The sequence below is a fragment of the Ignavibacteriales bacterium genome (assembly GCA_026390575.1).
Lineage (GTDB): Bacteria > Bacteroidota > Ignavibacteria > UBA10030 > UBA10030 > Fen-1298.
In genome coordinates this window covers 1-22,345 of sequence record JAPLFR010000004.1, presented here as the reverse complement: position 1 = coordinate 22,345, position 22,345 = coordinate 1, and the positions used below count along the sequence as shown (strand labels likewise).

The following is a 22,345-nucleotide window of genomic DNA, read 5'->3' as shown; positions in this document are numbered from 1 at the left end:
GTAAGAAGCTGTAGCTCAATGGCAAGAGCGTCCCGCTGCAAGCGGGAAGGTCGTCAGTTCGATCCTGATCAGCTCCACGGAATAATCACTCATAGAGTGGTGAAACGTAAGAAGCTGTAGCTCAATGGCAAGAGCGTCCCGGTACAAGCGGGAAGGTCGTCAGTTCTTCCTTCCGAAGGAATGCCTTCGGCAGAAGGAATCTGCCAAAGGCATGGCTTCGCCACCTTCGGGAGATCCTGATCAGCTCCACAAGGTAATAATTTGTGAATGATGAAAGAAAGTGTTAAAACACTAATCGCAAATTAGCCTAATACAAACATTTATTTGTCGAGGTTTTATTTGTTCATTTGGGGTCAAGTCCTGCGCAACAAAGCATTGCCCAACCCCGCCAGGTCCGGAAGGAAGCAACGGTCGGCAAACAGTCTTGTGTGACGCAGGGAAGCTTGACCTCTTTTTTAATTTTCAATACTTACAGCCACCACCGATGGCTCAACCGCTCGGCGAGTGCGTTCGACAGAATGTGTCGGAATCGACGATCGCAGTCTGACGACCGCTGGCGATTGGAAAACGGTACAAACCATATGGTCTATTATTACATAGCCATTCTTATTCTTACCACCAGTATCACGCTTCAAGAGAAGCGCCGTACTGTTGATGGTAGAGCGCTTTGTTTCGACCGATTTGGAGGAAGACTCACGCGAGTGTTTCCCCACCTCGAATGGAATCTACATTCGGGCAGGACTTTTCCACTTCGTTTTGAAACGCTGCAAGCTCATCACCCAATATTATTGCTGAAGTGGAAGAGGATTCCGCATGAAAAAAGAAATTATCATCAATTCGACTGCGAACGAACATCGCATTGCCATTCTTGAGGATGGCAAGACCGCTGAACTGTTTGTAGAAACACCCGGTAAAGCACGTAACGTTGGCGACATTTATCTTGGTAAAATTGCCAAAGTGATGCCTGGTATCCGTGCTGCATTTGTCGATATCGGCATGAGCCAAGATGCATTTCTGCATTTTTCCGATGTCGGTTCCATTGAAGAGTTTAACACACTCTTCGATGAAGATGAAGACGAGAAGGAAGAAGAAGCTGCAGAGGCAACATCTCAAGCTTCCAATGGTGCAGTTCCAACACACGAAGGGATTGTTGTTCCTCAAAACGGTGAACTTGCCGAGAGCAAAGATCATCGCCACGATCAACAACGGCGTCGTCATTCTCAACAAAACATTCCGCAAGTCAATTTGCAAAAAGGGCAGGAAATTTTAGTTCAAATTACAAAAGAACCAGTAGGCAAAAAAGGCGTGCGTGTTCGTTCAGCAATTTCCATGCCCGGACGCTTTCTGGTTCTCATTCCTTTCGATGGAAAAGTCGGTGTTTCCAAGAAACTTTCGAACTTCAAAGAGAAACGGCGGCTCCGCAAAGTAGTCCGAACAATGCTGCCGAAAGGATTCGGCGCAATCATTCGAACGGTCGCCGATGGAAAAACAGACGAGATGCTTCAACAAGATCTTGATGAATTAATCAAAACGTGGCAGGGTATCGAAAAATCTGTGAAGACGGAAAATGCACCCGCGCTTATTTATAAAGACATGAACACGACGTCCAGTGTCATTCGCGATCTCTTTCAAGATACGGTAGAGCACGTTGTCGTGGATGAAAAGAAACTGTTCAAAGAAATTCGTGCTTATGTTCAATGGGTTTCACCCGATATGCTTAATCGCGTGGAGTACTATCGTGAGAAAGAGCCGATTTTTGATAAGTACGGCATTGAGAAAGAAATTCAAATTCTTCTCAGCAAGAAAGTGTGGCTGAAGAGCGGTGGTTACTTATTCCTCGAAAAAACGGAAGCCATGACCGTGATCGATGTGAACAGCGGACGTTATGCGGCGAAGAAAGAACAAGAACTGAATTCGCTCCGCACCAATCTTGAAGCGTCGCGCGAAATTTGCCGGCAGCTTCGGTTGCGCGATATAGGCGGTCTCGTTGTTGTGGATTTTATCGATCTGGAAGATGAAAAGAACAAGAAAAAAATCTACGATGAGATGAAAAAAGAATTGCGGAAGGATCGCGCTAAGGTGACGGTTTTGCCAATGACTGATTTTGGATTGGTACAGATTACACGCCAGCGTATTCGCCAAAGCTTGCAATTGAGTTTCAGCGAAGGATGCCCGATGTGCGGAGGCACTGGTTTGGTGCAGTCCAAAACATCTACCTTGAATCAAATTGAACGCTGGATTAAACGGTTCAAAACAGAAAAACGCGAGTACCGATTGGAACTGAGAGTGAATCCTGTCATCGCAGAATATCTTTCTGTAGGCACGATCAGCAGGCTGACGAAATTGCAGTTCAAATTCTTCGTGAAAATGAAACTCATTCCGGATCCAGCGTTGCCTGCAGATGAATTCAAATTCTTCTCAGTGAAGCAGAAGAAAGAAATCACAGATCAGTACAAGTAGAGCAAAGATAAGGTCACGGATATCGGCAGAGATAAATCTCCAGCCGATTAAAAAAAACACAAAGGAAGTAATGCTGAAACGAACTCCATTTTACAATCTGCATACGAAGCTTAGTGCGAAGATGGTTGAATTTGCCGGCTTCGAAATGCCTGTGCAATATTCAAGTATCATTGAAGAACATCTCGCCGTACGCCGATCAGTCGGCGTTTTCGATGTTACACACATGGGAGAATTCTACGTGCACGGCAAAGGTGCGCTTGCATTCCTTCAGAAAGTGACGATTAACGATGTTGCAAGATTGAGACCTGGAAGAGTGCAATATTCCGCTATGTGCTATGAGGATGGCGGAATTATCGACGACCTTCTTATTTATCGAATGGAAAATCAGTACATGCTCGTTGTCAATGCGTCTAATCTTCAAAAGGATTTTGATTGGCTTCAATCTCAAAAATTCGGTGATGTGGAGCTTGAAAATGTAAGCGATGCGACATCGCTGCTTGCGGTACAAGGTCCTAAATCATTAGCTGCACTTCAAAAATTGACGAAAGAAGATTTATCCAAAATCGAGTACTACGCTTTCACGCATGGTGTACTCGCCGGTGTCTCGATGATGATCTCCCGCACCGGATACACAGGTGAGCTCGGCTTTGAATTATATTTCGATGCCGATATTGAAACTGCGAAAAATGTTTGGAAGGCACTCTTCGAAGCCGGCAAAGAATTCGGCATACAGCCCGTCGGACTCGGCGCTCGTGATACACTGCGCCTTGAAATGGGATTCTGTCTTTACGGAAATGATATCGATAAGACGACGAATCCATTGGAAGCCGGACTGGGATGGATTACAAAACTCAGCAAAAAAGAATTCAACGGACGCACTTCAATGGTGAAAGCAAGAGAAGAAGGTTTGAAACGGAAACTTATTGGTTTCACACTTCCGGATCGAACATTGGCGCGTCACGGGTATGAAATTATTCATAATGGAAGTGTCGTTGGTCATGTGACAAGCGGCACCTTTTCACCATCGCTCAAAAAAGGTATCGGCATGGGGTATGTTTCTGCCGAACTGGCAAACGCCGGGAATGTCGTTTCAGTGCGAGTAAGAGATAAAGAAATACCTGCCACAATTGTAGTAATGCCGTTTCTACAAAATCATTAGTGAGGGGGGTTGTATGAAAATAGATCTCAGCTTTAGCGCAGGTCAGTTCGATGATTTGCAACTGCGTGATAAGAATGTAGTGGTGCTCGATGTCTTGCGCGCAAGTTCCACGATCACCGTTGCATTGAACAACGGCGCTCGTGAAATAATTCCGGTTGCAAGTATCGAGTCTGCGGTGAAGATCTCCGGAAGTCTGTTTGGGGAGGTCACTCTGCGCGGCGGTGAACGCAACGGAAAAATAATCGAAGGATTTAATCTCGGAAATTCACCGCTGGAATACAGTGAAGCCGCTGTGAAGGGAAAATCTATCATCTACTGCACAACGAACGGTTCGGTTGCAATGGCGAAGAGCCGATACGCGCGTATGCTGATAGTCGGCTCCTTTCTGAACCTGACAACTATGGTGGATTTTATCAGAGAAGAAAAGAAAGATTTTTTATTTATCTGTGCCGGGAGATTAAATTCCATTGGATATTTTAGTCTGGAAGATGCAGTGTGCGCAGGAATGATGATTCAAAAACTGATGAAAGATGAATCGTTGGAATTGCATCTCAGCGATTCGGCGAAAGCGGCACACGCTCTTTACAAATCGTTCGGGCGTTCAATTCTCAAGATGCTGAAGACTTCCGAACATGGAAAGTACCTGAGCGAGATCGGTTTCGCAGATGATTTGAAGATTTGCGCTGCTGTCGATTCAGTGCCGGTCCTTCCGGTGCAGATTGAAAATAAAATCAAACTCAAGAAGGAAGAACCGCCCGTCGTTTCTGCATAAATAGTGTTTGCAGACAAAAACCTCTATGGCAGAGAATCAAAAAAAATCTGAGAAGAAAGAATCACCTCACCATCGGCGGCAAATTGGTGCGCTTATTGGTATGCTCGCTTCGCTCATGCTTCTGCTGAGTATCATCTCGTATTCTGCGATCGATCAGGCGAGCGGGGAGATTTCGCTGTGGGATATATGGAAAGTTTTTTCAAACGATGAATCTATTCTGTTGAAAGCGGAACGCACACAGAATTGGCTTGGATTGTGTGGAGCGGTAGTTTCTAATTGGTTCATCAATTCAACGATTGGCTTTGCCGTCATCATCGTTCCGCTCCTTGGCTTCGTGTGGTCTTTCTATTTGTTGAATAAAAATAACCTCCGCCGCAAAATTATACTCACAAATTATTCAATCATTCTCGCCGTTCTCTTCGCCTCCTTTACCGGATTGTTGAAGCAGTTCGATGGTGCATTGCCGATGGAATGGAGCGGAGTTGTCGGTCACTTCATCGCGTACGTGCTTGTGAAATCGATAGGCATCACCGGAGCAACAATCTGTGTCATTGGCGGATTCGTCATCGTGTTGACGCTGTTAGTGGATTTGGATTATAAAGTCACATGGACAAAACTACACGATGCTGTAGCTGTCTGGATGGAGTGGCTGAGAGAAAAGCAGGAATCATGGAAAGTTCGGCGCGATGCCAAACAAAAAGATAATGAGGCAAAGCAGGCAATAGCGGCAGTTCGAATAAAAAAACCGGCAGAAGAATTAACGGAACCTGTTGCTCGGATAAAAACATTACCAACTCCGATCAATCCTGTCATCAAACCGGTGGATTCAAAACCCGCAATAGAGGAATCGGTACCGATCGGAGACCAGTTGAACGAGCGATTAAAAGATTCCGCGCTCTCTATCGATATCCTCGAGAAAGTTGTTGAAGCTGAGGTCGATTTTGATGAACGAACAGTGGCTTTGGATGAAACGACTGTAGAAGAAATCGATTACGTCTTTCCGTCAGTGGAGCTTCTTGACGTTCATCGGGAAAGTGAAAATGTGAATGAAGATGAATTGAAAGCCAACGCAGAATTACTTCGTGCGAAGCTCTCAGATTTTTCAGTTGAGATCGATAGTGTTTCAGTAACACCGGGTCCGGTTGTAACGCTCTATGAGCTTGTTCCAGCCGCTGGTGTGAAAATCAGCAGAATTGAAAGTCTGCAAGATGACATTGCACTTGCATTAAAAGCAAAAGGCATTAGGATCATTGCGCCCATGCCGGGCAAAGGCACCGTCGGTGTTGAGATTCCCAATCATAATCCGTCGCTTGTAACGATTCGCAGTATTATTAATTCTGCAAAGTTTCGGGATTCAAAAGCAACGCTTCCGCTGGCGATGGGAAAATCAATCTCAGGCGAAGTGTTCGTGGACGATCTTGCAAAGATGCCGCACCTGCTTATTGCGGGTTCGACAGGTTCCGGGAAGAGTGTCGGTATCAATACCATCATCACAAGTTTGATCTACCGGCTGCATCCGAGCGATGTGAAATTTGTCATCATCGACCCCAAAAAGATTGAACTCACACTTTTCAAAAAACTTCGGAATCATTATCTTGCCGTATCGCCGGATTTGGATGAAGAAATTATTACTGAGGCAAACAATGCTGTGCTCGTTCTGAAAAGTGTTGAATTGGAGATGGAGAACCGGTACGATCGGTTGGCGGCTGCCGGCGTACGGAATGTTGCCGATTACAATGAACGATTCGCCGCCGGACGTTTGCATGATTCAGAGACCATCAAGCATCGTAAAATTCCGTACCTCATTGTTGTGATTGATGAATTAGCTGATTTGATGATTACTGCTGCAAAAGAAGTTGAAGAACCAATTGCGCGTTTAGCCCAGTTAGCGCGCGCCGTGGGTATTCATCTTGTCGTTGCGACCCAGCGTCCATCGGTGGATGTTATCACCGGTGTCATAAAAGCAAATTTTCCCGCCCGGATTGCCTATCAAGTGTCATCGAAGATTGACTCCCGTACGATTCTTGATATGAATGGTGCAGATCAATTGCTCGGAAATGGCGATATGCTGTACTTGCCGTCCGGCTCGCCGAAGCCGCACCGAATTCAGAATGCGTTCATCTCGACGGATGAAGTGGAACGAGTGACGAATCATATCGGCAAGCAAAAAGGGTACAGCGCTCCATTCAAATTGCCGTCGGTCCTGGAAAAGAAACGGCAGGCCGGTACCAGTGCAGGTGTGAGTGAAGATGAGTTGTTTGAAGAAGCGGCACATATTGTGGTACGGCATCAGCAGGGTTCGGTGTCGCTGCTCCAACGGAGATTGAAAGTAGGGTACTCACGCGCAGCCCGGATGATTGATGAATTAGAGGCAGCCGGTATTGTCGGGCAGTTTGACGGAAGCAAAGCGCGTGAAGTGCTGGTGGAAACAGAAGCAGAATTGGAAGTGATATTAAAAAGCCTATGAGTATGAAAATAGTATATGCGGCAGCGTTGGTAATTTTCTTTGTCATGGAAACCGCCGCGCAGGAAAAAGAATGGACAGTCAAGCAGGTGACCGAGCAGTTGCATCACCGGTACGAAATGATTGATGATGCACTCGTGCAATTCGAACAGCATGTCAAATTCGGATTTTCAAACATTGAGCAGAATTTCAGCGGCAAGCTGAAAATGAAAAAACCAAAACACTACCGCATCGAGTCGGAACATCAAACGATAGTGACGGATGGCACAACGGTATGGGCGTACTCTACGGCAAATAATCAGGTCATTGTCGATAAATACAAAGAGAATTCCAATTCAATTTCTCCAGAACAATTCATGCTCAATCTTCCTGCAAATTATTATGCTTCCTTGCTTGGATACGAAAAACAAACAATGGGAAACGTCGTTCTTCTCAAGCTTGTGCCGAAAGATGACCGCTCATTTGTGAAATCGGTAAAACTCTCTATTGAAGAAAATAGCTGGATGGTACGAAAAATAGTAATCCTTGATATCAACGAAACAGAAACAACATATACAGTGAAAGACATCAAACTCAATACAAATATCAAAGATAAAACTTTCACGTTCGAGACGCCGGAAGGTGCAGAAGTCGTGGACCTTCGTTAATCACTACCCAAATCTCTTATGTCTGCTCAATCACGAAGTATTCTACGATATTCAATAAGTTTCCTTTTAGCTTTCGGTTTTCTTTACCTCGCTTTTCGCGGTGTAAAGCTTTCTGAATTGTGGGAGTCATTAAAAGGCGCTAATTACTGGTGGGTAGCGCTGCTTATTCCTCTTAACATTCTTATGAATTGGGTTCGGGCAGAGCGCTGGGCGCACTTGCTGGCTCCCATCAAGTCCCCCATCTCAAAACGTAGTCTTTTCTCAGGTGTGATGATTGGATATGCCATCAATAATGTCTTGCCGCGTGTTGGCGAGATTGTTCGTCCCTACATTATCGGAAATCGGGAAGGTATTTCCAGAAGTTCGGTGTTCGGGACAATTGTCGTGGAACGTATTTTGGATTTTATGAGTTTCTACTTCATTGTATGTATTGTTCTTTTTCTCTATCCTCACTCGCTCGATCCATTCGTGAATCAACCAGATACAGTTCGTCCGTTGTTCCTTCTCGGTTCCATTGCGGGTCTTATCTTTTTTGTCCTTCTCTTCTTCAAAGCAGAAGCATTATTTCGATTTCTCGCAAAAGTGTTCCGCTTTCTTCCTGACAAGCAAAAAGAAAAAATAGAAAAAATATTAGATAAATTTTATACCGGATTTGCTGTAGCGAAATTGCGCGACAAGTTTGGTGTGATTTTATTTCAGAGCTTTTTAATCTGGGGATTGAATGCGTTAATAATGTTTGTGCCGTTTTTTGCATTTGCCCCATTAGTGAAATCAGGGATGGATTTTGGTGCATCTGTCGTGCTCTTAGTCATTTCATCTATTGCATGGATTTTACCGGCGCCCGGTGCGATGGGAACATACCATTCATTTTTAAAAGTCGCGATGATGAAGCTGTACGGCATTGATGAGACAACATCGTTAAGTTACGCGATTGTCACACATGAAGTTGGGTATCTCGTTGTTATGGTTATAGGCGCGTATTATTATTTTCGCGACCATCTTCAGATATCTGACTTGACCAGCGCTTCATCAAAAGAAGAATGATGAAGAAATGTGGAACACAAAATTCATTGAAACGTAGATATTGTCCACTGGGGAATTTAAAAATGAAAAACAGAATTATCCAATACAAGATAGGAGATGTACGTTGAGTGTCATTAATGCAGTTCTTTTAGCGATTCTTCAGGGATTTACAGAGTTCTTGCCTGTAAGCAGTTCCGGCCATTTAGTGCTCGTGCAGGAATTGCTTAATCTTCATGATCCGCAAATGATTATTTTTGATGTCTTTGTGCATTTCGGCACGCTCATAAGTGTTGTGTTTGTATTTTGGAAAGATCTTCTTGAAATTCTGCGGTCGTTCGTTAAAGCATTGTCAGCAGTGAAGCTAAAAAAGGATTACGAGAAGACAGAACATTTTCTGCTTGGTGTTGCGATTATTATCGGTTCGATTCCGGCGGGAATTATTGGGCTCCTCTACCGTCATCAGATTGAAGCGGCATTTACTGATCCAAAACTTGTAGCGATGAATCTCGTTATTACCGGGCTCATATTATTCTTGACCCGGCTCAGTAAACCTATCCAGGGTAAAAAGGTAGGGCTGGTAGCAGCGTTTATCATTGGAATTGCGCAAGCGGTGGCAATATTGCCGGGAATTTCTCGTTCCGGCTCTACGATGAGCACTGCGCTTTATTTGAAAATTTCACCAATGCTGGCGGCGCGATTTTCATTTCTTCTTTCTGTTCCTGTGATTGCCGGCGCGGCATTATTGGAAGGGCACAAGCTTTTTAAGTATGGCAACACTCTTGGTACAATGCCATTAGTAGTAGGCACAATGGTGTCGGCAATTGCAGGGTACTTTGCCATTAAAGTGCTGTTGAAAATTATGGAGAAGGGAAAGTTCAGCTGGTTCTCGGTTTATTGCCTGGCAATAGGCATTCTTGGCATTCTCTTTATATAAGGAAGGAACGAATTATGCGCATAACGAAACTTGCATTCGGTTTTACAATTATCTTTGGACTTACTCAGTCCATTAACTGTCAATCTGATACAACAAAAGGAAAAACCGTGGACATTTCAATTGAAACAACCAAAGGCAACATTGAACTGGAATTGTTTGAATCCGACGCCCCGAAGACTGTTGCCAACTTCGCCGGACTGGCCGAACAAGGGTACTTCAATGGTATCATCTTCCATCGCATCTCCAAAGGGTTCGTTATCCAAGGCGGCGACTCTACAGGAACAGGAAGAGGCGGGAAAAGTATATATGGAAAAGAATTTGAGGACGAACTCAATCCTGCGACGCCATCGTTTAAAGAAGGGTACAAACGCGGCACTGTTGCGATGGCAAATCGCGGGCCGAACACGAACACGAGTCAGTTCTTTATTATTTTAAATGATGCACCATGGCTGCCCAAAAATTATACGATCTTCGGAAAAGTAACAAAGGGAATGGACGTGGTGGATTCGATTGCGGCGGTTGAGATCATCCCGCAAATGGGAGAAACCGATGGCAAACCAAAAGTTGATATCGTCATGAAGAAGGTTACGGTGAAGAAAGAAGCGGGGAAATAAGTTCCGTGGCAATGTTGAAATCCAAAAAAGAAAAATTTCCAAATTACGACGACTTCCTTGAAGCGACAAAAGACAAGAAATATGCGCCTATGTATCTGTTTATTGGCGAGGAAGATTTCCTAAGCGGGGAATGCGTGGATCGTGTCATTAGCGATTTATTGACGGCGGACACGAAAGCATTCAATCTCGATGTCGCGTACGGAAGCAAAGCGGATGCGAGCCAAGTCATGGCACATGCATCATCGTTTCCCATGATGAGCGACCGGCGTGTCGTTGTGATAAAAGAATTCGACAAATTGCTTATCGGTGATTCCGTGAAAGAACTTGTATCTGCGTATATTGCACGTCCATTGGAATCAACCTGCCTTCTCTTGTTAGCGGAGAAGCCTGATTTTCGCACGAAGCCGTTCAGCGATATGAAAAAAAAAGGTGCAGTATTTTCATTCAATCCGCTTTATGATAATCAAGTACCGGCATGGATTGCCGCCCGCTGCAAAAGCATGGGGAGGGAAATTGATATTGAAGCATGTCGATTGATGCAGGCATACATCGGAAATTCACTTCGGGCAATCCAAAACGAATTAGACAAACTCTTCACCTACCTCGGAGAACGGAAGCGCGTAACACCGGAAGATGTTACGGATGTTGTAGGCGTCTCACGCGGATTCACGGTGTTCGATTTGCAGAATGCAATTGGTAAGAAAAATATGGGCGAAGCGATGCGCATTGTAAAGCGTATGATCGAAACAGGCGAAGCGCCACAGCTCTCTATTATCATGCTCACGAGATATTTTCATCTCGTCTGGAAAGTACAGGATATGATCAGACACGGTGCATCGGAACCGGAAGTGATTGCTGCAACAAGAATTTCTCCGTACTACTTCAAAGATTACGCAGAGGCAGCAAGGCGTTTTTCGTCTTTGCAGATTGAAAATTCATTTCGTGTTCTTCTTGAAGCGGATGTGCAATTAAAAAGCACATCACCCGATCCGTACCATCTTATGGAAATGTTGGTGTATTCGCTGATCCATGATAGTAAGTCAATCGAATCAGTTTCAGTGTGAGTGATCAATCTCCTTGTTCATTCCTTTCTCATGTGTCCCCGTCACTTGATTAAGCGGTATAGTTATCGTATTTTATATAAAGAATTCGATTCACTAAAAAATGTATAGAGGCAGATGCAGCGGTTTGTTATTGTTGTAATATCATTGCTCATTCTCAGTTGTTCCTCAGAACAAGCAACTCGTACTCATACTGATATTCCGTTTCAATCTTCTGTCGCTCAAACAACACCACCAACAGGTAAAGACCTCAAGCTTTCTTCGTTAGAAGCACACAATGGAAGCAAGCCGCATCTAAGTAAGCCGAAATCTCACAGTGTGGATTCAGTGGGCACTGCTGCTGACACAGCCTATACAAATGGCAATGCTGCTTCCGACACTTCAGGCGAAGATATGGAACTCATCCTCCAGCAGCTGGAGCAAGCCCGCCAGCATTATTTACTTGCGCTTGCTTCACAAGAATCAGGTGATTCGGTGAGCTGCGGGATTGAATTTGAAGCCGCGATTCAGATTCTTAACGAATTAAGTGATTATTCCAGCATCGACAGTTCTAAAGAATATATGGATTTGAGCAAGAGCCTTATAGAGGATTATGAAAAGTACATTACTCAAATCGATAGTCTTGGTCCAAATGCCTCCGTGTATGCACTTCGAGAAAAATTGAATCAAGTAGTGGAACAAGGCGACATTACGGGATTGAAAATTCCACATATTGAAATTAAAGGAACACAGGTTCCCTTGCCGCTCAATGAATATGTTGAGCGTGCCACTGCATTTTTTATGGGCAGAGGCAGACATTATATGGAACGCTGGCTTTATCTCTCCGGCAAGTATTTTCCGATGATGAAGCGCGTTTTCAAAGAGGAAGGAACGCCTGAAGAATTAACAATTCTTTCGATGCCAGAGAGCGGTTTGCGCCCCGATGCAAGATCGTGGGCACGTGCCGTTGGATTGTGGCAGTTTATGAAAGGCACCGGTTCGCTGTACGGGTTGCGTGTGAACTGGTGGATTGATGAAAGGATGGACTTTGAAAAGTCGACGCGGGCCGCTGCGCGGCATTTGAAGGACCTGTATTCTGAATTGGGTGATTGGAATTTGGTGCTGGGTGCGTACAATGCCGGTGCCGGCAGAATCTTCCGCGCTATGCGACGCAGCGGATCAACAGATTTTTGGGACATGAGAAAAAACTTACCACGCCAGACTCGAAACTATATTCCACAATATGTAGCAGTCGCAAGAATTGTTTTGAATCCGCAAAAGCATGGTTTCATCGATGTGCAAAAAGCGGATTCACTTGCGTTTGATGTTGTGGAGATTAATGACTGTATCGATTTACGCATACTTGCAAAATGCGCTTTGACAACTGTGGACACGCTGCAGGAACTCAATCCAGAACTCCTTCGCTGGTGCACACCACCCGGCGTGAGCGGATATCGACTCCGGATTCCATACGGACGGAAAGATACGTTTCTCGTGAGTTATTCTCAAATTCCCGCTGAACAAAAAAAGGATTGGGCCATTCATACCGTCAAGCGCGGTGAGACAGTCTCTTCTATTGCTCGCAAATACGGTTTGGCAACCTCATTTTTATATGACGTCAATAATATTCATACGAGCCGGCGCTTGCGTGTTGGCACAGTACTCGCAATTCCTATTCCGCGGGATGTCGCAGACAGTAAAGTTCCATTTAATTATTCGCCTGAGGTACGAGGGATGAACTTTGGTTCGGTGAAATCCTATGCTGCGAAAAATGAAGTCAGTAAAACAAAGTTGCGGCATGCGAAGCGAGAAGTGGAACGGCCGAAAGGAAAAAAGAAACTTGTGTACCATGTCAAGCGGGGCGACACGATTGGGCATATCGCTGAATGGTATCGTGTGCGTGCAAGCGATATCCGCAATTGGAATGACATTGCATACGGCAGCTATATTCATGCGGGTCAAGCGATTGCCATTTGGGTAACAGAAACAAAGGCAAAACTTTTAACAAAAGTTGACGGAATGGAATTTTCAGAGAAGCAGTCTCTGATAAAAGGTGATTTTACAGAAGCTGCGCGATCAGAAGAAGGAAATACAAGAACGAAATCTTCATCAACAGAATGGATTCAACACACAGTTAAATCCGGCGAGACATTAGAGAAGATTGCACGAACGTATGAAGTCAGCATCAGCGATTTGAAACAGTGGAATAACCTTCGTTCTTCTCGAATTGTTGCCGGGCAATCGCTGGAGATTTATGATAAGCCTGAAGAGCGCGTCAAGATTATTGCTTCATCGCCAAAAAGCCATCCTTTACCTTCAGTTAAAACATCAAGCACGGGAATTTTCTCACCAACCCATAAAGTAAAAAAAGGCGAATCGATCTATACGATTGCCAAGATGTATGGCGTAGATATCCAAACACTGAAGAAACAAAACGGCCTGCGCAAGAATAAAATTCTCGTTGGGCAAATCCTGAAAATACCTCCAAAAACAAATTCCTGAATACCGTAAGGTTTTTATTCAGGAATTTATCCGGTCCAGCCTTCTCAGATTGAGCTGCGAAGCAATGCGCCGTTCATCATTTCGCTCTCTTTTAACTTGCCTTTCGGAAATATCTTACTTACTTTTCCGTCGCATTTATGATACAATATCTATGAACAGGCAGCTTTATCGTAGTCCTTTCAGACAGTTATTTTTAGCAGTTCAAACCACTATTTCACTTTACCATAATTCAATAAGGAGAATTATTATGGGAACATTGTATTCCAGAACTATTGCGCTTATGATTGTATTGTTACTCATTGGCGTGTCGATAGTGAATGCACAAGTGACAACTGCTTCGATTAATGGTATTATTACTGATAAATCAGAACAGCCGTTGGTTGGGGCAACGGTACGAGCAATTCACGGACCATCGGGGACACAATACGGAACAATCTCGCGTGAAGACGGACATTTCAATTTGCCAGGATTACGGGTCGGTGGACCTTATATCATTAAGGTTACTTTTGTCGGATATGCACCCCAAGAAAAGAAAGGCATTAAACTTGAACTCGGTCAAAGCTTGCAGGTGAATTTTATTCTCATAGAAGAAGCAGTAGAAGCACCGGCAGTTATCATAACCGGTGAACAGCGAATTATTCTCAGTGATGGCCACACAGGAGCAGTCTCGAATGTTTCGCGTTTGAATATCGATAATCTTCCTTCCATTACAAGAACCTTTACAGATTTTCTAAAATTGTCACCGTACTTTGTCGGCAACAATGCGCAGGGACAAAACAACCGATATAACAATATTCAGATTGACGGTGTGAATTTTAACGATTTATTCGGACTTGGTTCTTCTGGAACACCAGGTCTTTCCAGCGTTTCTCCAATCAGTTTGGAAGCAATTCAAGAATTTCAGATTGCCATCTCGCCGTATGATGTTCGCCAGAATGGATTTGTCGGTGCTGGTGTCAATGCCATTACGCGAAGTGGCAGCAACGATATATCCGGGGCAGCGTTCCTCTATGGACGTAACCAAAGCTTTGTTGGCAAAAGTCCAAACGCTTTGAAAACATCCTATGCCGATTTTAACGAGCTCCAAACGGGTTTCCGCTTGGGCGGTCCTATTCTAAAAGATAAACTGTTTTATTTTGTCAGTGCTGAATACACACAACGCAACGCACCAATCGATAGAACTATTGGCGCTCCCAGCAAAGCGACCAATGTCTACACAACATCTCCAGATAGCATCAATTTATTTACGAGCACTTTAAAAACGAGATATGGTTACGATCCAGGTTCATTCACCAATTCACCATACCCTCGAAGAGCTGGAAAATTCCTTGTTCGACTCGATTATAACATTGATGATCAAAATAAACTTACAGTACGCGATAATTTCTTGACAGGGTATGACAATTTTGCACCCTCCTATTCAACCGGTAGTTATCTCTATGCCACAAATAGTATGTATCAAATGAACAATACAACGAATTCGTTGGTGGCACAGTTGACCAGCATTTTCAGTAATAATATTTCGAACGAATTTATTTTCGGTTATACTGCAGTGCGTGATCATCGTACCTATCCTGGTTCAGACCTTCCTTTTATTGTCATCAAAAATGTGGGAGATGCTACCGGCGGACAAACGAATTTGGTTGCCGGGGCCGAACAGTACAGCCGCAAGAACCAACTCGATCAGGATATCATCGAGTTGACCGATAACTTTACCTATTACTTGGGGAACCACACGCTCACGATTGGCACTCACAATGAAATCTTTTCTTTTAGAAATTTATATATTGCCAACTCCGCTGGATATTATCAATTTAACAACCTTGCCGATTTCGTCAATGGCAACCGTGCTTATGAATATCAACTGAGTTATGCATTGAATGGAGATCCCAGCCTTGCAGCCAAATTCAAAGCGGTTCAATACGGTTTCTATGCACAAGATGAATGGACTATTATCCCAAAGTTGAAGGTTGCTGCCGGTGTTCGCTTCGATATTCCAACGTTGCCTGATAAACCGACATACAATTACAAATTTGATTCGACATTTGCTGGACAATATTCAACCAGCAATGTACCAAGTGGACAAGTATTATTCTCTCCGCGTATAGGTGTTAATTATGATGTCTTTGGAGATCGAACAACACAGGTGCGTGCAGGAACAGGAATCTTCAGCGGCCGTGTTCCTTACGTTTGGCTGTCCAATCAATATTCAAACACGGGCGCAGAATTCGCGCGGTTAGATCTTTACAACTCTACTTCTTTTGTTGCAGATCCATTAAATCAACCGCGAGGAAACGCAGTGCAAACAACAGAAGTGGATGTTACGAGTAAAGATTTTAAATTGCCGCAAGTATGGCGTACCACTGTTGGCGTTGATCAAAAATTACCATTTGACTTTGTCGGAACTGTGGAAGGTGTTTGGTCTTACAACACCAATGAAATCAACTATCAGGATATTAATTTAAAGCGTACAGGTGTATATTCATCTGATGGACGTCCGTTATATGGCACGTACAATGCGACAACAAAAAAATGGGCCTATTCAAGGGTTAATGCGACAAACTTTACAAACATCATTTTGTTGTCAAATACTGGTTTGGGGTATTCAACCAACCTGACGGTACAATTGCAGCGTTCCAACACACCTGATGGCATCGATGCCAATATCGCTTATACCTATGGTGTTTCAAAAGATATTAATAGCGGCACATCTTCACAAGCAGCATCACAATTTAAATACAATCCAGCTAAAGATCCTAATGCAGCAGTGGAGAGTTATTCCCTATTTGACCGCACACATCGTGTTATGGTTGCTGCGTCGTACAGGTACGAATGGTCACCGGGGTATTCAACCACATTCGGTTTGGATTACAGCGGAATTTCCGGACAGCCCTATACATGGCTTGTATTCGGCGATATGAACGGTGATGGTCAAACATCGAATGATCTCCTCTATATCCCCAAAGATGAAAACGATATCATTTTGGTGAGTTCAGCAGGAGCTGTTCTCCCGACAACAGATGCGGCGTATACCAGGCTCTTCAACTTCATCAATAATGATGATTACCTGAACAGTCATAAAGGACAGATGTCCAAACGAAACGAAGCTCATACCCGTTGGTCAGGACAGATTGATCTTCATATCGGACAAGAGATTCCTATTATTCCAGGGCATAAAATTGAAATCATGTTCGATATTCTAAACGTCATGAATATGATCAACAGTGATTGGGGTTGGGTAGTAATCGTTCCTAACCAAACGACAACCAATATGTTGAACTTTAATTCCTACAATGCTTCCGGGCAACCTCAGTATACACTCGGTAGTTTAGCTGATCCGACATCGGCACTGGATCCGCAATCCCGCTGGCAGTTACAGATTGGCGTAAGGTATTCGTTCTAAAATGTAACTTGTTGCATAGCCAAACAAAAACCCCGTCAAATATCGATGGGGTTTTTTATTTTACTTGTCTTGTCCTGAAAAAGTTGTGCAGTAGATATACTCGTTCCATGAAACGAAGATGAAAATAAAGATCAAGAGATGCATTTCCCACAATCTACACAATAAGTAATGCTCCATGTCAAGGTGTTCAGGAATATGAACGGAGTAGTATTACAGTAGATATCTAAAAGCTGAGGGGGGCGATAGAATCTTCACAGGAATAAAATTCTTGTTGACAAATAATGAAAAACACACTTTAAATGCAATCATAACATTCATGTTATCGAAATATTATTTTTCGACTTTATCTGGAAAGAACATTGATTCTCAACCAAAAAAACATAGATTGGTAATGCACCTTGTGGTCAAGTTTTTGATTACGCGAATGAATAATAGATACATTAATACGTATATCCTTTTCCTGCCTCTTCTTCTTCCACTTGTGACAGCCGAAGCACAGCACTTAAGTAAAACGACAGATGCCGTAGGAACATTTTATACAAACGTCGGTCAAATTGGGCTGACTATTACAAACTATGGCACGATGGGTACAAGGAACAACAGTTGGCCTAACCAGCCATCGTGTGTGTATCCTTCCGGCTCTCTCATTGAACATATGTATCAAAGCGGCCTCTGGATTGGCGGTCAGTTACGGCACGATCTGACGTATCACGCACGTGTGACGACTGGATCATCGGATCGCGTCAGCACGAGTCCACTGACGGGATATGAATTTACTACAGATGTTTCCTCGACGATGGTTCAACGTTCATCTCTTGCAAATTCGCCCTACTTCGACCGGAATGCTATCAGCCATCAAGATTTTCTTGCCGAGTACACAGATAGATACACAAGAGTTCCTGTGCAATCAGGAATCGGCGATTCAATTAACGGACATAATCCGCTCGGAATTACTGTCTATCAGGAAAGCTATGCGTGGAATTTCCCCTACGCCAATAATTTTGTGATCCTCAGTTACACAATTACCAATATGAATGTTGATACCATCGATGGATTGTATATCGGTCTGTGGTGCGATAATGTAGTACGCAATACCAACGCAGTACGTCCATCAGTTGGTAGATTGTTCTTTCAGTCTTGCGGGGAGGGATTCGATTCGCTTGCGAGAATGATGTACACATACGAATCAAATCCTAGCCCGGGCAGTGTTCCGGCAAACAGTTATATTGGTGTGGTGCTGCTTGGTGCTACGCCATTCCCCACAGGGATTTGTTGGCTCCACGATTTGCATACACAGACGTACTACAATGCATGGTTGTACCAGCAAGGCGGTACGGGATATCCAGAATTGTATTCACCGACAGATGATTACAATGCATCGCCGTATCTAAGCCGTTATACACGACTTGGGAATTCTCTTCCGCAATCTATTATCACCTATGTGCATAATACACCAAATAACTACACGACACTTCTTTCTACAGGTCCATGGGAGACCCTGTTACCGGGGCAGTCAGTGCAGGTAGTATTCGCGATTGTGTGCGCGGACAACTCAAATAAGCTGCTGCCCGAAAGGACAGACGATATCACGCAAAGAAAATTTCTGAATGCCGGCTCGTTGTGGTCACAGCAATGCTATAATGGAGAAGATGTCAATGGAAACGATACGCTTGATGCAGGAGAAGATATTGCAACACGAGCTGCAGGCGGTATAATCCCGGGACCAGACGGAAAACTGACCCGCTATGTACTGCCAACACCACCTTCCCAGCCGCATGTCCATGCGGAGGTAGAAAATCAACAGGCAACTATATATTGGGATCGGTCTGCCGAGTTTTCGCGCGATCCGCAAAGCGGCAAACTCGATTTCGAAGGGTATCGCATTTACCGAACAAATGCAGGAGCAGATATTCAAAATCCATCCAGTTGGCTCCTCAATATCCCGATTGTTGGTGATTTCGATCGTTCTGATGATGCGATTAGGTATAACACAGGATTTAATAAAATCTTGATCGATACTTCCAAAAATTTCACGGGTATAACATTTGCCGGGGATACGACGCATTACTTCTATAGGTTTCCGCCTCAAGGGACGAACGTTACTCAGTTAAACGGTTGGCAATATGTCTACGGTGTCTCTGCGTATGATTCAGGAGATGTGGCAAACAATATTTCTTCAATGGAAAGCGCAATCTCTTCTGTGAGTACTATTACTGGTTCAAAAGCCACTTCTGATCCTTCGAAGGAAATTGGTGTGTATCCGAATCCCTATTATGGAAAAGCGATTTGGGATGGAGGCAGCGAGCGTTCCCGGAAGATCTATTTTTATAATTTGCCCGCCAATGCGACGATTACAATCTTTACACTTGCGGGTGATGTTGTCGCCCAATTTAATCACAGCAGCACTCAAGCCGGTACGAATATTCAATGGTTCAAGCAGTTTGCGGGCGCGCAGGTTCCACAGTTTGCAGGCGGAGAACACGCGTGGGATTTGATCTCGAAGTATGATCAAGCCATTGCAACAGGATTGTACTTATTTACAGTGAAAGACAAAGAAACCGGAGATGTTAAAACCGGCAAATTTGTCGTGATCAAATAGCGAACATCTACTTTAAATAAAATAGAATTATCATTTCCATGGATTGATTGAGCGCGATATTATTAACGAGCAAGCGGGAGCATACAACGTACGATTTCCGATTAAAGTCCTGCGTAAGGGATGCCAAAGAGCGGCACGTTCGGGAATGAGAAACCGTTTTTAGATAGGTTCTAAAAGATATTATTCATTATTTTTTTCATTTTATTTGTTGGAGGGTGTTATGAAAAAACTGTTACCGTTAATTCTGTTGCTTATTCTCACTGTCTTTATTTTGCCTGCGGCGCAAAAAAAACATATTTCGAAGGTTGCGAAAAATACGGACATGGCGTGGAGAAACTATCCATTGGTTTCCATCCACGACATCCAATACGTTTCGCCGGATTTGCTGCATTCCTGCGATTCCGCCGATGCGGCGAGCGGTCCTGCGTCGACTGTGACAGGCCCCTGGCTCAAGCAGGCCTCTGCGTATTACAGTAGCAACCAACCAGGTGGATTGAAGGATACTATAGAAATTGTGGGGCAAATCATCGTTCCTCCGAAGTACATCACATTCACAGGGTATGCAGGTTATAACTTCACGTTACGTGATACGAGTTCCGGATCGGGTGCTTGGAGCAGTTTGCTTGTTAGGACGAGTGCTATAACAGATACACTTGCTCTGTATAACGCAGGCCTTCTTACGTATGAGCCGGGAGACATTATTCGATTACGCGGATATGTTGACGAGTATCCTCCGAGCTCTTTTGCCAGTGGGACTCAGTTAGTTCCTATCGCAGCCACATTCCTCCCTGATTCTGCTATGAGTCAATGCGTTGAGTATGTCGATACTAAACCTCTCCCTGCGCCCCCATTAGTCACAGCCGACCAGTTTATGAATGGACCATATACAACGTCAGGAAAAAATATACAATTCTCTATGGGTGAACAATGGGAAAGCTGCTATATACAATTGACAAACTTGAAGGTTGTTTCTGTCATTAACAATACGAACGGTACATTTTCCATGCAGGACGACAATGGAAATGAAGTTGGAACAATGGATGGATCGAGATGGTTCACGTTGAGAGCGGGAACTCCTTCGGGAAGCCCGCTTAATTATAAAGATCCAGCATCGACATATTCAATTCCCGCAGTAGGTCAGGTAATCAAATCAATTCGTGGTTATATGTTTGGCAACTCAGGAAGCGATGCCAACCGTGGATACAGAATATTTCCTGTATTTCCCGGTGACATCATATTGGGAGGTGTATTTCCAACAATCAATACGCATAGGCGATATCCTGTAGCGGTTACACCTTCAGATACTGTAACTATTAGTATGAAGGCATATGCACAATTTGGGGGATCTCCTCTGCAATCTGTTGCCATCAACTACAGTGCAAATAATGGAGCCTGGCAGACTCTGCAGATGACAGGCCCGAATGCAGCAGATTCCACATGGATTGGAAAAATTTCTCCAATGGATGCAGATGTCATGGTAAAATATTATGGAACAGCACAAGATACATCCGGAAATATTTCAATATATGCAAGTGCGGCTGGAGGTTCTGCGGGAATAGATACAGCGCAAGGATGTTTCTTCTATACTGTTCGCAATCGTCCTCTCACGATCTCTGATATTCAGTACACACCTTTCTCGAATGGATTGAGCGGTATGCTCGGCGCATTGGTAACGGTCAATGGAATCGTTACTGTGGATTCAAGCGACATCGATATTAATAATACAAGCGGAACTACGCCTTGGTACATTCAATCCGGCAATGATCCATGGAGCGGTATCTGGGTTGCTGGTTCATCTCAAGCATTAGATAGTTTGAAGATAGGTGATAGCGTTAGTATTCTCGGAACCGTGCAGGAGTATTTAGATGGAGTGGGAGGACAAATTGGACGTGTGACGCGTATTTATGATTCGACTGTTACAGTACTTACACATAACAATGCCTTGCCGGTACCAGTGTTAAGGAAGACAGGGGACCTTGCCGCGTCGAATGGTTCTCCAACAGCCGAACCGTATGAAGGTATGCTCGTGCGAGTAGAGAATGTAACAATCTCAAATATTGCTCCGACATTTTCGGATTCAACAGAGTATGCCGTCAACGATGGCACAGGCGATGTGATTGTACAGAGTGCCGAGGGAAAAGCAAAATACTCTCCGTTTCGAGGAGATACAGTATTAGGGAAGACAATCTTAAAACAAGACGACATATTTAGTTACATTCAAGGCATATTGTACTTCAGCTTTAACCAGTATAAGCTTGTTCCGCGAAATGATGGGGATTACGGAACACGGCAAACGGTGTCGGTGAAGCAAACAAACCTGGAAATTCCGAAAGTATTTGCCCTTGCTCAAAATTATCCGAATCCATTCAACCCGTCTACAAAGATAGATTTCGATCTTCCGAAGAGTGGATTGGTGTCGCTGAAGATTTATAATGTTCTCGGTCAGGAAATTGCATCATTGGTCAACGGCAATTATGCCGCCGGACATTACACGGTTCCGTTCGAAGCGTCGCGATTTACAACAGGTATATATTTTTATCGCCTGCAATCTGGTTCGGGCGTCGCTGTAAAGAAAATGCTTCTGATAAAATAAGGACATTTGTCCTCCTACTTTTCTTGCAGATGGTACCCAGAGTTTATACTTTGGGTACCACAGCGAGAAGAATCCAAAGGAGGATAGATGGAAAGAAGTCAGCGACATCGATCACGCTATCGCCGAGCAGAGTAT

The 22,345-nt window shown here is 44.0% G+C and carries 14 protein-coding genes, 1 tRNA gene and 1 other RNA gene; 15 read left to right on the top strand and 1 reads right to left on the bottom strand.

Annotated elements, in window-relative coordinates:
• Positions 1-4 precede the first annotated feature (4 nt).
• Both NTX44_03605 and ffs read left to right on the top strand, forming a co-directional pair.
• Positions 5-77, top strand: a tRNA-Cys gene (locus NTX44_03605).
• A 274-nt stretch (positions 78-351) separates the two neighbouring features.
• Positions 352-452, top strand: an RNA gene (ffs, locus tag NTX44_03600) — signal recognition particle sRNA small type.
• Positions 453-455: 3 nt separating this feature from the next.
• Here the strand turns inward: ffs and NTX44_03595 are convergent.
• Positions 456-713 carry a hypothetical protein gene (locus NTX44_03595; protein MCX6120687.1) on the bottom strand — a complete coding sequence of 86 codons (258 nt, stop codon included), beginning with the start codon at positions 711-713 and terminating at the stop codon, positions 456-458.
• Positions 714-813: 100 nt separating this feature from the next.
• Here NTX44_03595 and NTX44_03590 point away from each other — a divergent pair, with 100 nt between their 5' ends.
• The 13 genes from NTX44_03590 (at position 814) to NTX44_03530 (ending at position 22,210) form a co-directional block, all read left to right on the top strand.
• Positions 814-2,460, top strand: a complete 1,647-nt coding sequence (locus tag NTX44_03590; protein ID MCX6120686.1) for an Rne/Rng family ribonuclease — start codon at positions 814-816, stop codon at positions 2,458-2,460.
• A gap of 70 nt (positions 2,461-2,530) precedes the next feature.
• Positions 2,531-3,619, top strand: a complete 1,089-nt coding sequence (gene gcvT / locus NTX44_03585) for a glycine cleavage system aminomethyltransferase GcvT (protein MCX6120685.1) — start codon at positions 2,531-2,533, stop codon at positions 3,617-3,619.
• A 13-nt stretch (positions 3,620-3,632) separates the two neighbouring features.
• Positions 3,633-4,391 (top strand): 2-phosphosulfolactate phosphatase, encoded by a 759-nt coding sequence (locus NTX44_03580; GenBank protein ID MCX6120684.1) that lies wholly within the window; start codon positions 3,633-3,635, stop codon positions 4,389-4,391.
• Positions 4,392-4,416: 25 nt separating this feature from the next.
• Positions 4,417-6,858, top strand: coding sequence for a DNA translocase FtsK 4TM domain-containing protein (locus NTX44_03575; GenBank protein ID MCX6120683.1), 2,442 nt, complete (start codon positions 4,417-4,419; stop codon positions 6,856-6,858).
• 2 nt (positions 6,859-6,860) lie between these two features.
• The gene (lolA, locus tag NTX44_03570) at positions 6,861-7,502 is read left to right on the top strand and encodes an outer membrane lipoprotein chaperone LolA (GenBank protein ID MCX6120682.1); all 642 of its coding nucleotides are present in this window, start codon (positions 6,861-6,863) and stop codon (positions 7,500-7,502) included.
• Between the two features lie 18 nt (positions 7,503-7,520).
• Positions 7,521-8,546 carry a lysylphosphatidylglycerol synthase transmembrane domain-containing protein gene (locus NTX44_03565; GenBank protein MCX6120681.1) on the top strand — a complete coding sequence of 342 codons (1,026 nt, stop codon included), beginning with the start codon at positions 7,521-7,523 and terminating at the stop codon, positions 8,544-8,546.
• Positions 8,547-8,649: 103 nt separating this feature from the next.
• Entirely contained in the window at positions 8,650-9,459 is an 810-nt protein-coding gene (locus tag NTX44_03560) for an undecaprenyl-diphosphate phosphatase (protein ID MCX6120680.1), read from the top strand.
• 14 nt (positions 9,460-9,473) lie between these two features.
• Positions 9,474-10,073, top strand: coding sequence for a peptidylprolyl isomerase (locus tag NTX44_03555; protein MCX6120679.1), 600 nt, complete (start codon positions 9,474-9,476; stop codon positions 10,071-10,073).
• Between the two features lie 11 nt (positions 10,074-10,084).
• Entirely contained in the window at positions 10,085-11,137 is a 1,053-nt protein-coding gene (holA, locus tag NTX44_03550; protein ID MCX6120678.1) for a DNA polymerase III subunit delta, read from the top strand.
• Between the two features lie 114 nt (positions 11,138-11,251).
• Positions 11,252-13,615 (top strand): LysM peptidoglycan-binding domain-containing protein, encoded by a 2,364-nt coding sequence (locus tag NTX44_03545; protein MCX6120677.1) that lies wholly within the window; start codon positions 11,252-11,254, stop codon positions 13,613-13,615.
• A 247-nt stretch (positions 13,616-13,862) separates the two neighbouring features.
• Positions 13,863-17,018, top strand: coding sequence for a TonB-dependent receptor (locus NTX44_03540; GenBank protein ID MCX6120676.1), 3,156 nt, complete (start codon positions 13,863-13,865; stop codon positions 17,016-17,018).
• Between the two features lie 424 nt (positions 17,019-17,442).
• Complete coding sequence (locus NTX44_03535) at positions 17,443-19,617, top strand: hypothetical protein (protein MCX6120675.1); 2,175 nt, start codon at positions 17,443-17,445, stop codon at positions 19,615-19,617.
• Positions 19,618-19,837: 220 nt separating this feature from the next.
• Complete coding sequence (locus tag NTX44_03530) at positions 19,838-22,210, top strand: T9SS type A sorting domain-containing protein (protein ID MCX6120674.1); 2,373 nt, start codon at positions 19,838-19,840, stop codon at positions 22,208-22,210.
• The last annotated feature ends 135 nt before the right edge of the window (positions 22,211-22,345 follow it).